This window comes from Kribbella sp. NPDC004875, assembly GCF_042873375.1.
Lineage (GTDB): Bacteria > Actinomycetota > Actinomycetes > Propionibacteriales > Kribbellaceae > Kribbella.
The window spans coordinates 405,142-418,432 of sequence record NZ_JBIALI010000006.1 but is presented as its reverse complement, the minus strand read 5'-3'; the positions used below and the strand labels follow the sequence as shown (position 1 = coordinate 418,432).

Genomic DNA, 13,291 nt, shown 5'->3' with positions numbered 1-13,291 from the left:
TTTATTAGTCGGCTAAGTTTCATGATTAGCCGACTAAAGAATACGGAAGGACGGGTCATGGACCTGGGACTCGAGGACGCGGCAGTACTGGTCACCGGCGGGTCGTCGGGGATCGGGCGGGCCACCGCGATCGCCTACGGGCGAGAGGGTGCGCGGGTCGCGATCACCTACAACTCCCGCAAGGATGCGGCCGAGGCGGTGGCCGAAGAGATCGAGGCGGCGGGCGGCACGGCGTACGTCGTACCCCTGGATCTGGGGGCGCCGGAGACGATCAAGACGGCGGTGGCGTCGGTCGTCGAGCACTGGGGCGGGCTCGACGCGGTGGTGGCGAACGCGGTCAGCTGGGGCACGCTCGGGTACGACGAGCGGCCGGAGAAGGTCGAGGACTCCAACCCCGAGTGGTGGACCGGAATCCTGCGGGCGAACCTCGAGGGGAACTTCCATCTCGTCCAGCAGGTCGCGCCGGCGCTGCGGCGGTCGGGCCACGGGCGGCTGGTGCTGATCTCGACGGACCTCGCCGAACGCGGGATGAAGGGTTCCTGGGCGTACGGCGCCGCGAAGGCCGGACTGCACGGGCTAGCGGCGAGCCTGCAGCACGATCTCGGCGCGGACGGCGTACTGGTCAATGTCGTGCTGCCCGGGATCACACTCGAGGACGGCGAGCACCGGGTCATCCCCAAGCCCGCGCTCGAGCGGATCGCGGCCGGGTTCACCGCGCGGCACCTGCCGGACGCGACCGAACTGGCCGACGCGATCTTGTTCCTGACGTCGCCGCGGACCAGGGCGATCCAGGGCCAGCGGCTGCACGTCACGGGCGGCGATCTGATTCCCGGATGAGCGCGCAATACGGCGCCGACGGGTCCGACGCTTGTACGGTGGGCTCAGGGAGTACCCCGGCATAAGGAGCGTCGCGATGGCTCGGGCACTGATCGTGGTTGATGTGCAGAACGACTTCTGCGAGGGCGGAAGCCTGGCCGTCGCCGGTGGCGCCGACGTCGCGTTCCGGATCGGCGAGCTGCTGCACCACTGGCACGAGGCCGAGCCGCGGGACCGCCAGTACGCGTACGTCGTGGCCACCCGGGACCACCACATCGACCCGGGTGACCACTTCTCCCGCGAACCCGACTACGTGAACTCCTGGCCGCCGCATTGCATCGCCGGCACCGACGGGGTGAGCTTCCACCCGAACCTCGACCCGCAGCCGTTCGACGCGATCTTCGACAAGGGCGAGTACTCGGCGGCGTACTCCGGTTTCGAGGGCAAGTCCCACGAGGGCGGCCACGCGCTCGTGGACTGGCTCCGCGACAAGGGCGTCACCGACGTCGACGTCTGCGGCATCGCCACCGACTACTGCGTCCGCGCCACCGCCCTCGACGCCTGCCAGGCCGGCTTCGGCACCACCGTCCTCACCCCCCTCACCGCCGGCGTAGCCCCCACCACCACCGCCCAGGCCCTGACCGACCTCCGCCACGCCGGCATCACCGTCACCTGAGAACTGAGCGCAGCCTACGAGGACCTCGGACAGGCTATTGCTTGTCCGAGGTCCGCAAGCGGGGTGCAAGGTCAGCACATCCGGGCGCCGCGCGGGGCTATCTGACCGGAGCTCCGGGGCCGAGGGGGATGCCTAGGGCCCACCAGGCCAGGAAGAGGAGGGTCCAGGCCAGCGTCATCGCGATGGCCAGGGGGACGGTGTACGACGCCAGCGTGCCGACGCCGGCGTCTTTGCGGTAGCGCTGGAGGAAGCCGAGCGCCATCACGAAGTACGGGCTCATCGGGGTGATCGCGGTGGAGCCCGAGTCGGCGATCCGGAAGAGGGCCTGGGTGGTCTCGGCGGGGACGCTGAGCAGCAGCATCATCGGGACCAGGATGGGAGCAGTCAGGGCCCACATCGCCGATCCGCTGGTGACGAGCACGTTGATGATCGTGAGCAGCGCGAGGATGCCGAGGAAGATCACCACCTTCGGCGCCCCGAGATCACCGAGGACCCGGGCCGACTCGGCCGACAGCAGGTCGCCGAGGTTGCTCCAGTCGAAGTACGCGAGGAACTGGGCGATCGCGAAGAACAGCACCAGCACCGGCGCCATCTGCTTGATCCCCTCCCCCATCAGCTTCGGTACGTCGGCCGCGCGCTCGATCTTCCGCACCGTCACGCCGTACGCGATCCCGACCAGGCCGAACAGTACGGCGACCACCATCGCGATCCCGTCCAGGAACGGGGAGTCGACTATGCTCCCGTCCTTGCCCCGCAGCGGCGAGCCGTGCGGGAGCAGTACGGCGACGATCGCGGCGGCCGCGACCAGGAAGACGATCCCGGCCCGACGCAGCCCGCTGCGCTCGTCGTCCGACACCGCGAGTTGGTCAGGACCGTCTCCGGGCGCGTCGGGGTCGGCGTCGAGGTCGGTCCGCTTGCTCAGCACGAGCCGCGTCACCAGCGTGATCACCAGTGCGAGCAAGACCGACGAGGCGATGTTGAAGAACCAGTTCGACAACACCGACACGTGCGCGTTCGGGTCGATCGTCTTCGCGGCGGCGGTGGTGATGCCGGCGAAGATCGCGTCGTTCGGGGTCGGGATCGGACTCGCGTCGTACCCGGAGGCGATCGCGGTGTACGCGACCACGATCCCCAGGATCGGCGACCGGCCGACCGCGCGGAACGCGAGCCCGCCGAGCGGCACCAGGATGATGTACGCCGCCGCGGACGCGACATGCGCCATCGTCCCGGCGAAGGCGACCGCGAACACCACCATCGACTGCGGCACCCGGGACACGCTGACCCGCATCAACGTCTGCAGGAACCCGGTGCGCTCGGCCAGCGCGACGCCCATGATCACGACCACGATCGTCGCCATCGGCGGGAACTCGGCGAAGTTCGAGATCGCCGTCGAGACCGCCATCTGCAGGCCGTCCCCGGACAGCAGGTTCTGGACCACGACCTCCTTGCCGTTCTTCGGCGAGATCACGGACACGTCGAACGCGGCCAGGATCGCGCTGACCACGGCCAGGATCGCGGACAGGATCCAGAACAGCCAGAACGGATGCGGCAGCGCGTTGCCGACCCGCTCGATGACCGCCATCGCGCGCACCAGGCGCGGCAGCTCCCTCGTATCGGTCGCGGTGCTCATCGCGTGTGCGCCTCGAAGAAGTCACCGATCAGCTCCGACGCCTCGAACGTCTGCGTGACGTATCCCGGGCCCGACGACGAGTCGGAGCCGGGCCAGCTGTGTCCGCCGTCGGTCACCGCGACGTGCACGACATCGGCCTTGCAGCCCTTGTAGGTGAACGTCAGTACGTCGTCACCGAGCTGACTGGTCCGCGGATCCTGCTTGCAGTGGTCGCGGACCGCCCAGTCCCGGACCCACGTCCGGACATCAGGCAGGTCCCGCTCGCCGTCACCGCCGTACGGGATCGTCGTGTCGCCGGTGCCGTGGATGTCGAGCACCGGGACCGGGCGGCTCGGAGCGCAGTGCGTGCCCTCGATGTAGAACGCTCCGGAGACCGGGGCGATCGCGGCGAAGCGGTCCGCCATCCGACAGGCGAGGATCCCGGTGAAGCCGGCACCGTTCGACTTGCCGGTCGCGTAGACGGCGTTCGTGTCGACGCAGTACTTCGACTCCAGATCATCGAGCAGGTCGCCGGTGAACTTCACGTCGTCGACCCCTTTGGCGGAGTACGGCGCTCCTTGCCATGCCTGCTTGTTCTCGTCACCGATCACACCGTTGGGGTAGGCAACGACCGCGTCGAGTCCCGAGAGGCCCGAGAACGCCTCGGTCTGCGCGCCGGTCTTGCCGCGGCCGTGGTACACGACGATCAGCGGGTAGGACTTCGACGGCTTGTACTCGTCCGGCACGTGCAGGCGGTAGGTGCGGGTGATACCGCCGGAGACCAGGGTGTAGTCGCCGGTCGGAGCCGCCTGCGTCCCGCATCCGGCGCTGCCCGTGGCGGCGGCGGTTGCTGATGGCAACGTGGTGGCGGCGGTCACCAGGCCGGCCGCCGCCAGCAGTGCGCCGACCCGGCGACGGATCGGGCGGCTGTCACGGCTGGAGGTTCTGGGGCGTGCGAGGTTCATCAGGGGTCCCTCCTCGGGGCGTGCGGCCTGCGGGCGGGCAGGCTCGCGCCTGGGCCTCCCTGAGCGGAGGTCCAGTGTTCGGGGGTGCGGCGTCAGGCCGAGAGCAACTCGTCGGCGAAGGCGGCTATCCGGTCGGCGGCGGTCTCCACCAGGAGACGGCCGTCCGCGGCAGTGGCACGGCGGGGATCACCCAGCACGCCACGCTTGTGGTACTCGTCGAACCCGACGGACAGCCGCGGGCCGCGCGACCCGCGGGCCAATCGGGCCGCAACGGTGAGCTCGTCGAGCGTCAACGCGCCCGGCTCCAGGCGATCCGCCTGGACCAGCTCCGGGGCGAGATACAGCATCTGCGCGGTCTCCGCTTCACCGGCGTGACCGTGGACAGCGCTGACATCGGTGATCAGGTCCGACACCACGGACGTGACCGGGGTCCAGGCGAACGTGACGTCGCCGCGGACGTACTCCTGCGCGAGCACGGACAGCGCGGGGTTGTTGCCGCCGTGGCCGGTGATCACCAGGAACTGCTTCCAGCCGTGTTCGTGCAGGCTGGCGACGAGGTCCCGGAGTACCTGCTGGAATGTTGCCGGGGACAACGTCATCGTGCCGGCGAAGGCCATGTGGTGCGGCGAGACGCCGTACGGGACGACCGGGGCGATCACCGCGCGGCCGGCCAGCCGTTCGGCGACCCGCTCGGCGACGCCGACGGCGCGGACGGTGTCGGTGGACATCGCCATCCCGCCGCCGTGCTGCTCCTGAGCGCCGACCGGGATGATCACGAGTGGCGCGCTGCGGACGGCCTCGAGAGCCTCGTCGGTCGTCATCTCGGCGAGTCTCATGAGAACTCCGGGGCGGCTTCGACGGCCTGACGGATGTTGTCCAGGTGCTCGCGGGTCAGGCGCTCCGCCCGTACGGCGTCCTGCGCGCGGACCGCGTCGACGATCGCCTGGTGCTCCTCGTGGTCGCGTTCACGATTGTCGTACAGCGCGCGGATCTGCTGCTGCTCGCGGACCCGGACCTTCAGCAGCGAGGCCAGCACCTCGTGCAGCAACGGGTTGCCGGACGCGGCCGCGAGCTCAATGTGGAAGTTCAACGCGAACGCCGGACCGCCGGGCGGAACCAGTGCGTTGGTGACCGCTGCCTCCAGGCGCTCCAGGTTCTCCGGTTGCCGCGCCACGGCGGACTGCGCGGCGACGGCCGGCTCGATCACCAGGCGTGCGCCGATCAACTGCAGCACGGAGTCCTTGGTGATCGGCGGTCGATGCGGGTTCGCCAGTACGACGTTGTTGATCGTCGGGCCGACGTACGTCCCGGAGCCGTGCCGGAACTCGACCGCGCCGGTGGCCTCGAGCTTCCGGAGCGCTTCCCGCACGGTCGGCGTGGTGATCGCGAACCGTTTCGCCAGCTCGCGGGCCGACGGGATCGCGTCCCCTGGCCGGAGCCCGCCGTCCCGGATGATGCCGAGGATCGACTCGGTCAACCGGTCGGACAGACTGGGCAGCGCCTCAGATGCTGAGTAAGTCACAAACTGACTAAATCACTTAGCCTTTCCGCTGGTCAAGCCCTCGCGCCGATCCGAAACGATCCCCCGGTCGCTGCCCTGGAGCGGACAGGGACCGGGGGTCGCGGGGACTACGCGGGGAGCAGCCGGATCGGGTTGCCCTTGGCGTAGTTGTAGAGGTTGAAGTAGCCGTCGGCACCGATCGGGTTGTTGGCCTTGGTGTCGACCTGACTCCACACCGTTCGGCCGTCGACCTTCAGCACCACCCGGTTTCCGCCGCTGGTGCCGAACGCGATCTCGTGGGTGCTGTTCGGCGCGATCACGTCGTTCGGGATCACGTCGAGCAGGGTCTGCCCGGGTGTCCAGCTCTGCAGCTCGATGGTGTCCTCCTTGATCACCACCAGGTAGCCGGTGTTCGAGTTCTGCCAGGCCGGTACGCCGGTCTCGTGCGATCGCACCTGGAAGCCGTACCAGCCGCCCGCGAACGCGCCGACCTCGGCCTTGAACCGGAGCAGCCCGTCACCGAATTTCTGCGCCTTGTACCCGAACACGCCCTCGCCGGTCGCCCGCACCGTGCCCTGGCTGAAGTCCAGGTTGGGCGAGGTCGTCCAGTTCGCCTGGTCCGAGAGCTGCGTGGTCAGGTCGGAGACGGCGTACTGGCCGTCCCGGACTGTGACGGTCAGCGTGGCGGAGACCGCCGGGTTGGACACCGAAGTGGCTTTGACGGTCGCCGTCCCGGCCCCGGCCGCGGTGACCTTTCCGGTGCTGTCGACCGTCGCCACCGCCGGGGTGTCGGAGGTCCAGGTCAGTCTCGTGTCCGACGCGCCGGCGGGCGAGACCGTGGCCTCGACGGTTCGGCGCTCGCCGGTCTCCATCGCGAGTTGCGCCGTACCGAGATCGATGCCGCTGACCTGGGTCGAGACGATCGAGAAGCCGACGTCGTCGAAGTCCAGCCGGCTCGCTCCGGACACGTAGAACCCGACCTTGCCGGCGGCCGCGGGAGCCGGGTTCGCCCCGGTGACCACCTGCTGCCCGTTGACCGACACCGTGATCCCGCCCGGCAGGACGGCGACCTTGACCGCGTACGTCGTGCCCGGCTTGAAGGCCGCGTCCGCGCCGAGGGTCACCTGCTGGATGACCGCCCACTTGCTGTCATAGATCGTCCACACGGGTCCGGACGCCAAGTGGCGATACCTGATGTAACCACCCGGGGTGGTCCCGGTCCGGTCGTAGACCAGCATCACCGCGCCGTCGGGCAGATCCGCGGGAGTCGTCACCGTGAAGTCGAGGACGTACTCGGTGAAGTCCCGCGGGAGCTGCGCGTTGGCGCCGTTGACGATCCGGTACACGTGGTTGCCCGAGCCGTCGTCCACGACAGTGCGGTTGGCATCGACGGGCCACCCGTTCGCGCCCGACTCGAAGTCGGTGTAGTGCAGCACCCCGTCACCCTCGTGCACCACGAGATTCGTCTCGTCCTTGATCGACGGATCGGCCGTGGACGTCACGGTGAGCGTCGCGGTCCCCGGGGCGACCGCGGTGACGAGTCCGTTCGCGTCGATCGTCGCGATCGTCGGATCGCTGGAGGCGTAGGTGACCGTCGCGTTGGTGCTGTTCCACGGTACGGCGGACGCGGCGAACGGCACCTGGTCACCGAGATCGATCGAGAGGTCGCCGGACGGGAACGCCAGCGACTCCAGCGGGACCGTCTCCGGAGTCCGCGTCTGCCCGATGTGCCCGTGGGTACCGATCCGATCGAACGCGATCGGCGTGAACCCCGGGATGTGGTCGAAGACCGGAGCATCCGCGCGCAGCCGGAAGTCACCCTGCTGCCAGTCGACGAAGCCTGGATCATCGGTCGCGACCCAGTTGCCGGCGTAGTTCAGCAGGTTCTTCACGTCCCGCGCGCCGTTGGCGTTCACGTCGGACTGGCGGGCGAGCGTCGGGTTCCAGACCAGGTTCTTCGCGAACGTGTTGTTCGCCGGGTAGTAGTGGTTGTCCTCGAAGAAGTGCCCGAGCTCTGGGTACTTCCGCAGGTACGGCGTGCCTTCGAAGTTGTTGTTGTCGGCGAAGAGCTTCTTCCAGGCCGGCAGGTACGACCGGTCGACGACGTTGCCCTCCTGGTTGCCCATCCACATCTCGTAGTTGTCGTACGGCACCAACGTGTCGACAAAGATGTTGTTGGTCGCGGTCACGTAGTCACCGGACCCGCTCTTCACCGCGTCGTTGCCCATGTCGGCGAAGACGTTCTGCTCGATGGTCAGGCCCATCGTCAGGTTGTCGGCATAGATGCCCTCGACGCCGGCGCGACCCTTGCCGATGTCGTGGAAATAGTTCCGCCGGAACACGTTGCCGCGCTGCTGCGGTGTCGACCCGGCGTTCATGTAGATCGCGCCGAGATCCTGGAACGTCTTGCAGACGTCGTAGATCTCGTTGTCCTCGATCAGCTGGTCGTTGCCCTGCACAATGATGCCCGGATGTGGCGCGTCGTGGATCTCGTTGCCCCGGGCGATGTTGCCGACCCCGTCGAACATCACGCCGGCGTTGTAGGCCTTGTGGTAGTAGGCGAAGTCGTGGATGTGCGAGTTCTGCACCTTGTTCCGGCCGGGTGCGAGCGTGGTCTTGTTCCCGCCCTGCAGCACGACCGGGACACCGCCGATGTGGCTGAGCTCGGTCGACACGATCGCGTGGTCCGTCCCGCCGCGGTTCACCGGGATGCCGTCGTAGGTGTAGCGGCCGGGTGAGTTGATCAGGACACCGCCGTCGGTGAAGTTGCGGATGTCGCTGCGCGAGATCGTGACATGACTGCCGCCGAGGACGACCGCCGCGGTCGCCCGCCCGTACTCCATCACCAGGTCGTCGAACGTCACGTACGACGTGTTGTCGGTGCGGATCATCGGCTCGTCCAGCGTTGTCACCGTTACCGCGCCGCGCTTGGCCAGGAAGGACGCGTTCGGCACCAGGTAGAGCACGCCCTTGTCGCGGTCGATGTAGTACTCACCCGGGGCGTCCAGTTCCTCGAGCAGGTTCTGCGCGAAGTGGAAGTCCGGGAACCACGACTTCATCAGCCCGGACATCTCGCCGTACCGCAGGGTGATCGTCTTGGCGGTGGTGTCGATGGACTGGATCTTGTTGTACGACCACTCCCAGCTGTACCCGAAGATGCCGTCCAGCCAGATGTCCTTGGCCTGGGTCCAGTACTTCGGGCGGTCGTAGGAGTAGCTGAAGGTGCCGCCGCGGTCCTGCAGGTCCGGGTCGTTGTGGGTCGGGCCCGGGTCGATGATCTTGTTCATCTGCACGGTGCCGTTGTTGGGCCAGCGGGCGAGTGTCTGGCCCTCGCCGTCGACGTACAGCTCCATCGGCGGAGTCTTGCTGACATCGTTCGCGTGCCAGTAGCCGTGCCGGCTGATCGCGCCGTAGTCGGTGAGGCCGAGCGCGCGGAGGTCGACCTGGAGGATCTTGGGACGGGCGGACTTGTCGACCACGCGGTCCAGGACCGATTCGTCGGTCACTGGCGCGAAGCCGTCGTACGGGAGCTGGGTGCCACCGGTGAGCGTCGCGGTCTCACCGGGATAGGACTTGTAGGTGATCGGGGAGTCCGCGGTGCCGGAGTCCTGATCGGTGAGGGAGAACGTCGCATCGCGCTGGTAGCTGCCCTGGCGCAGGTAGACGGTCACACCTCCCTTGGGCAGGTGTGTCTTCTTGAGCGTGCGGATCGCGTCGCGGGCGCCTTCCAGGGTCCGCAGCGGCTTGTCGATACTTCCCCGGTTGTGATCGTCGCCGGTGGTCGAGACGTAGAGGGCGCGCGGGCCCGGGCCAGTAGTGGAGCCGGTAGTGGCGGCTACCGCTGGAGTTGCGGTCGCCAGCAGACCGGCGGCGAGCACGGCTGCCAGATATCGCTTCATCGCAGAACATCCTTTGGTCGATTATCGATTACAACTACTCGCAAGAGCCCCTTTCTCGAAAACGGGTCACGCCCTAGACCAACGACTGCGGGACGAAGCCTTCGAGCGCCAGCCGCTGCCAGAGCTCGGCAGGTACCGGCTGCTCGAGTGCGGCGACGTTCGCGGTCACCTCGGCCGCGGAGCGACAGCCGACGACGACGGACGTCACCGCCGGATGCAGGTACGGGAACTGGATCGCGGCGGCCGGCAGCGGTACGCCGTACCGCGCGCAGAGCTGGCCGCAGCGCTGGGCTCGGGCGAGCGCGCCCGGGTCCACCGGGCGGTAGTTGAACATCGCGGCGGGGTTGGGATCCGCGAGCAGACCGGTGTTGAACACTCCCCCGACGACGACCGACGTGCCGCGACGTCGGCACAACGGCAGCAGGGTACCCATCGCATCGTGGTCGAGCAGCGAGAACCGTCCCGCGATCAGCACCACGTCGACGTCGTACTCGTCGACGAACGCGGCGAGCGGCGCACTGTGGTTCATCCCGAAGCCGATGGCGCGCACGAGGCCCTCGTCGCGCAGCTTCCGCACGGCCTGATAGCCGGTACGACGGATGTCGTCGGCGTACTCGTCCGGGTCGTGCAGGTAGAGGATGTCGACCGAGGAACGGTTGAGCCGCTCGAGACTGGACTCGAAGGACTCGCGAATCCCGCGCTCGCTGAAGTCGGCACGAGCGCCGCCATCGGGCTCGAGCCGCCAGCCGGTCTTGGTCGAGATCACCGGCTCCTCGACGGCACCGAGGGTTCGGCCGAGGCGTTCCTCGGCGAGCCCGTGGCCGTACCGCGGTGCGGTGTCGAAGTAGCGGATACCGGCCTCGGCCGCGGCCTTCACCGTGGCGGCAGCGTCCTCCTCGCTCACCTCGCGGAACAGTCCGCCGAGTGGCGCCGTACCGATGCCCAAGCGCGGCAGCATCACGCCTCCCATGGCGATCGGTTCACCGGCTTCCGGCCGTGCAACGTCATCGCGAGGGTCAACCGCACCTCTGACGAGGCCGGGAGCTCGACCCGCACGTACTGGCCGTCGACAGGCGCCGGGGCGGCGTCGTCCACGGCAACAGTCCGTACGACGTGCTCGCCGAACGACCCGGCCTGGACGAGCAGTGAGCGCGGCGCGGCGCCGAGGTTCACGAGCTCGACGACCGTGTGCTCGGGGCGAATGTCCGACACCAGCGCCGCGACGTCGTCCGGCAGTCCTGGTCGTTGGGCCGAGGCGTCGAAGTACCGGACATGTAGTTGTGTGAGGCCGCCGTTGTACAGGACCTGGGGTGAGCCGGTGGTCAGTTGGAGAAGCGCCTCGGTGACGACCGGGTTCACGTTCTGCCAGTGGTGGATGCCGAGCGCGTCCGGACCGACCGCCGGGTCGATGCCGTCGTTCTCGATCAGGTCCAGACGGGCGGCGGAGATCGCGAGCGCGGAGCGCAGCATCCGCTCGGGGAAGTCCGGGTTCCGCGCGGCGAGGAACTCGTACCAGGGCTCCTCGTGACCGCCCTCGTCCTTGTTCCGCTGGTCGTGGACGGCGGTCCAGTCCCAGTCGGATCCTTCCCGCAGCCGGTCGATCCGCTCGGCGTCGACCGGGTCCCGGCTGAAGTGCCAGAGCGCGATCGGCAGCTGGGTCGGCATCACGTTGTAGTCGAACCAGCCGGAGTCGTTGTAGCGCTGCGGCACCGCCAGCGTCGGCCGCTCCGGATCGAGGTGCCGCAGCCAGCGCTTCGTCAAAGTCCCCAGGTCGGCGAGCGTCCGGTACTCCGCCTGCTTCAGCACCGCATCGAGCGGGTTCCGGCCGAGCTCGAGGTACCCGCGATCGCCCGAGACGAGCGTTGCGTTGACCGCGCCAACGACCGCCGACGAGCCGACGGACTCGATCCCGTGCGGCCAGGCCCAGCCGTAGTGACCGCCGTACCATCGACCGTCGAGGTGCTCCCCCACCACACCGTTCAGGCCGGCGTTGTCGGGGATCACCTCCCGCCCGGCGAGGCGGTCCTGCCAGGTGCCGACGTACTCGGTGACCCAGTCGGCGTACGACGTGTCGCCCTGGAAGAGGTAGGCGTTCGTGGCGAGGCCGGTCGCGGCGAGGTTCGCCACGGTGTCGCCGCGGCCCATCCGGTCCCACATGATCCGCCCGTACTCACGGGCCTTGGAAGGATCGTCGACGAGTTCGTCGAAGGACGAAACGCCGATCCAGTCCAGCGGCAGACCGTACGGGCGCAGCGGGAGGCTCCACGGGAAGTACTTCTCGCCGTCGATGAACCCCCAGCGCGGACCCTCGGCACCGTTGTGCGGCGCCCGGATCACCCGGTGCCCGGCGTCGTAGTTCGGGCCGCCCGGGAGGTAGAGGTCGGCGAACTGGCCGGCCAGCCGACGCAACTCGGCGTCGTCCGGACGGGCCAGACACAGCGCGTAGAACAGCACCATGCTCTCGCCCTGGTGGAACCAGTCGTAGCCGCGCTCGTAGCCGTCCACCAGCATGCCCATCTCGGACAGTTGGTTGGTCACGCCGTGCCAGTGCCGCAGCGAGGCGTCGAGCAGGTCGGCGCTACCACCGAGCAGGTACAGCGTCGGCCAGTTGAAGAACGGTTCGTAGAAGTCGTCGACGCCGTCGCGGCCGTCCAGCCCGACCCCGAGCCGATCCCGGAACACCAGCCGGCCGTCGCCCTCGGTGTACCGATCGGCGAACACCCGCCAGGCCCGGTCCTGCTGGGCGAACAACTCCCGTTCCAAGGTGGCCCACGCCGGTGGCGTGGTCAGCCGACGGGTCGCGTGCACGGGTTCCGTGCTGAGCATGAGGAGACACACCCCTTATCGCTGATCGATACCCGATGATTTAGCCTGATCCGACGCGACGGTGTCAAGACCGCGAGAGGGGTACGACGATGCGCCTGATCGACTGTCACGCGCACCTGTGGCACGCCGGCCACGGCTTCGGCTGGATCACGCCCGGATCCGTGCACGACACGACCTTCACGGTGAGCGATCTGGAGCGCAGCGGCGACGGCCTGGAGCTGGCCGGATCGATCCTGGTGGAGGCGTCCCGCGGCGATCGCGGCGAGACCCTCGCCCTGCGCGAGCTCCGCCTCACCCGCCCCGACCTGGTCGCCGGATACGTCGGGAACCTCAAGGTCTACGAGGGAATCGCGCCGTCGACGTTCGCCCAACTGCTGACCGAGGCCCGCCCGAACGGCATGCGTCTCGGCGGCGCCGGACGGCCGGAACCGCACGAAACAAGGCTGTTGCCGGTCCTCGCGGAGCTCGGCGTGACGCTCGACCTGAACCTGCTGACCGACGCGCTCGGCGTGGCCGCCGCGCTGGCGCAGGCGCATCCGGGGCTCACGGTCGTCGTGAATCATCTCGGCAATCCACCGAATCTGCGGACTGGTGATCTCTCCGAGTGGGAGCGTGGACTGCGGCTGGCGGCACAGGAGCCAGCCGTGTTGCTGAAGATCTCCGGGTTGCTCACGCAGCAGAGCGGCGTACCGCTCGGGCAGGTTGTGGCGCTGGTGGAGCGGGTGCTGGACGCGGTCGGACCGGAGCGTTGTCTGGTCGGATCGGACTGGCCGATCTGCCTGCCGCGGGGGTCGCGGGCGGACTCGCTGGAGCTCGCGTGCGGTGGGTTGGCGAGATTGACGAGCGACGAACGGGCACAGGTCCTGCACGGCACCGCGGTTCGCGCCTATCGTCTGGCCGGGAACCTGATGGAGGGGACGAACGTTATCGATACCTGCTAGGCGATCAGAGAAGTATGATGACAAGGGTTTTCGGGACATCGCACGAATCGGGGCTTTC

The 13,291-nt window shown here is 68.4% G+C and carries 10 protein-coding genes; 3 read left to right on the top strand and 7 right to left on the bottom strand.

Annotated features, from left to right (window positions below; translation table 11 throughout):
- Window positions 1–57 precede the first annotated feature (57 nt).
- The gene (locus tag ACFYRH_RS32450) at window positions 58–837 is read left to right on the top strand and encodes an SDR family NAD(P)-dependent oxidoreductase (protein WP_387783293.1); all 780 of its coding nucleotides are present in this window, start codon (window positions 58–60) and stop codon (window positions 835–837) included.
- 76 nt (window positions 838–913) lie between these two features.
- A complete protein-coding gene (locus ACFYRH_RS32445) occupies window positions 914–1,492 on the top strand; it encodes an isochorismatase family protein (protein ID WP_387783291.1) in 579 nt (192 codons plus the stop codon).
- A gap of 97 nt (window positions 1,493–1,589) precedes the next feature.
- On the opposite strand, the gene ACFYRH_RS32440 is transcribed toward ACFYRH_RS32445, so the two are convergent.
- The 7 genes from ACFYRH_RS32440 to ACFYRH_RS32410 form a co-directional block, all read right to left on the bottom strand.
- Window positions 1,590–3,074 carry an AbgT family transporter gene (locus tag ACFYRH_RS32440; RefSeq protein WP_387783289.1) on the bottom strand — a complete coding sequence of 495 codons (1,485 nt, stop codon included), beginning with the start codon at window positions 3,072–3,074 and terminating at the stop codon, window positions 1,590–1,592.
- A 44-nt stretch (window positions 3,075–3,118) separates the two neighbouring features.
- Window positions 3,119–4,066, bottom strand: coding sequence for an alpha/beta hydrolase family esterase (locus tag ACFYRH_RS32435; protein ID WP_387783287.1), 948 nt, complete (start codon window positions 4,064–4,066; stop codon window positions 3,119–3,121).
- Window positions 4,067–4,158: 92 nt separating this feature from the next.
- On the bottom strand, window positions 4,159–4,902 hold the full coding sequence (locus ACFYRH_RS32430) for a creatininase family protein (RefSeq protein ID WP_387783285.1): 744 nt from the start codon (window positions 4,900–4,902) through the stop codon (window positions 4,159–4,161).
- Window positions 4,899–5,588: a FadR/GntR family transcriptional regulator gene (locus ACFYRH_RS32425; protein ID WP_387783283.1), complete on the bottom strand. Its 690-nt coding sequence runs from the start codon at window positions 5,586–5,588 to the stop codon at window positions 4,899–4,901. The genes ACFYRH_RS32430 and ACFYRH_RS32425 overlap by 4 nt, the downstream gene beginning before the upstream one ends.
- 107 nt (window positions 5,589–5,695) lie before the next feature.
- Window positions 5,696–9,466 (bottom strand): Ig-like domain-containing protein, encoded by a 3,771-nt coding sequence (locus ACFYRH_RS32420; RefSeq protein WP_387783281.1) that lies wholly within the window; start codon window positions 9,464–9,466, stop codon window positions 5,696–5,698.
- 73 nt (window positions 9,467–9,539) lie between these two features.
- On the bottom strand, window positions 9,540–10,424 hold the full coding sequence (locus ACFYRH_RS32415; protein WP_387783279.1) for an aldo/keto reductase: 885 nt from the start codon (window positions 10,422–10,424) through the stop codon (window positions 9,540–9,542).
- Window positions 10,424–12,292 carry a hypothetical protein gene (locus ACFYRH_RS32410; protein ID WP_387783278.1) on the bottom strand — a complete coding sequence of 623 codons (1,869 nt, stop codon included), beginning with the start codon at window positions 12,290–12,292 and terminating at the stop codon, window positions 10,424–10,426. The genes ACFYRH_RS32415 and ACFYRH_RS32410 overlap by 1 nt, the downstream gene beginning before the upstream one ends.
- A gap of 89 nt (window positions 12,293–12,381) precedes the next feature.
- On the opposite strand from ACFYRH_RS32410, the gene ACFYRH_RS32405 reads away from it, so the two are divergent.
- On the top strand, window positions 12,382–13,233 hold the full coding sequence (locus ACFYRH_RS32405; protein WP_387783276.1) for an amidohydrolase family protein: 852 nt from the start codon (window positions 12,382–12,384) through the stop codon (window positions 13,231–13,233).
- Window positions 13,234–13,291 lie beyond the last annotated feature (58 nt).

Bases quoted from the DNA above. Each gene is read 5' to 3' on its own strand.
- ACFYRH_RS32450 (WP_387783293.1), top strand. From the start codon at position 58: ATGGACCTGGGACTCGAGGACGCGGCAGTACTGGTCACCGGCGGGTCG.
- ACFYRH_RS32445 (WP_387783291.1), top strand. From the start codon at position 914: ATGGCTCGGGCACTGATCGTGGTTGATGTGCAGAACGACTTCTGCGAG.
- ACFYRH_RS32440 (WP_387783289.1), bottom strand. From the start codon at position 3,074: ATGGCGGTCATCGAGCGGGTCGGCAACGCGCTGCCGCATCCGTTCTGG.
- ACFYRH_RS32435 (WP_387783287.1), bottom strand. From the start codon at position 4,066: ATGAACCTCGCACGCCCCAGAACCTCCAGCCGTGACAGCCGCCCGATC.
- ACFYRH_RS32430 (WP_387783285.1), bottom strand. From the start codon at position 4,902: ATGAGACTCGCCGAGATGACGACCGACGAGGCTCTCGAGGCCGTCCGC.
- ACFYRH_RS32420 (WP_387783281.1), bottom strand. From the start codon at position 9,466: ATGAAGCGATATCTGGCAGCCGTGCTCGCCGCCGGTCTGCTGGCGACC.
- ACFYRH_RS32415 (WP_387783279.1), bottom strand. From the start codon at position 10,424: ATGCTGCCGCGCTTGGGCATCGGTACGGCGCCACTCGGCGGACTGTTC.
- ACFYRH_RS32410 (WP_387783278.1), bottom strand. From the start codon at position 12,292: ATGCTCAGCACGGAACCCGTGCACGCGACCCGTCGGCTGACCACGCCA.
- ACFYRH_RS32405 (WP_387783276.1), top strand. From the start codon at position 12,382: ATGCGCCTGATCGACTGTCACGCGCACCTGTGGCACGCCGGCCACGGC.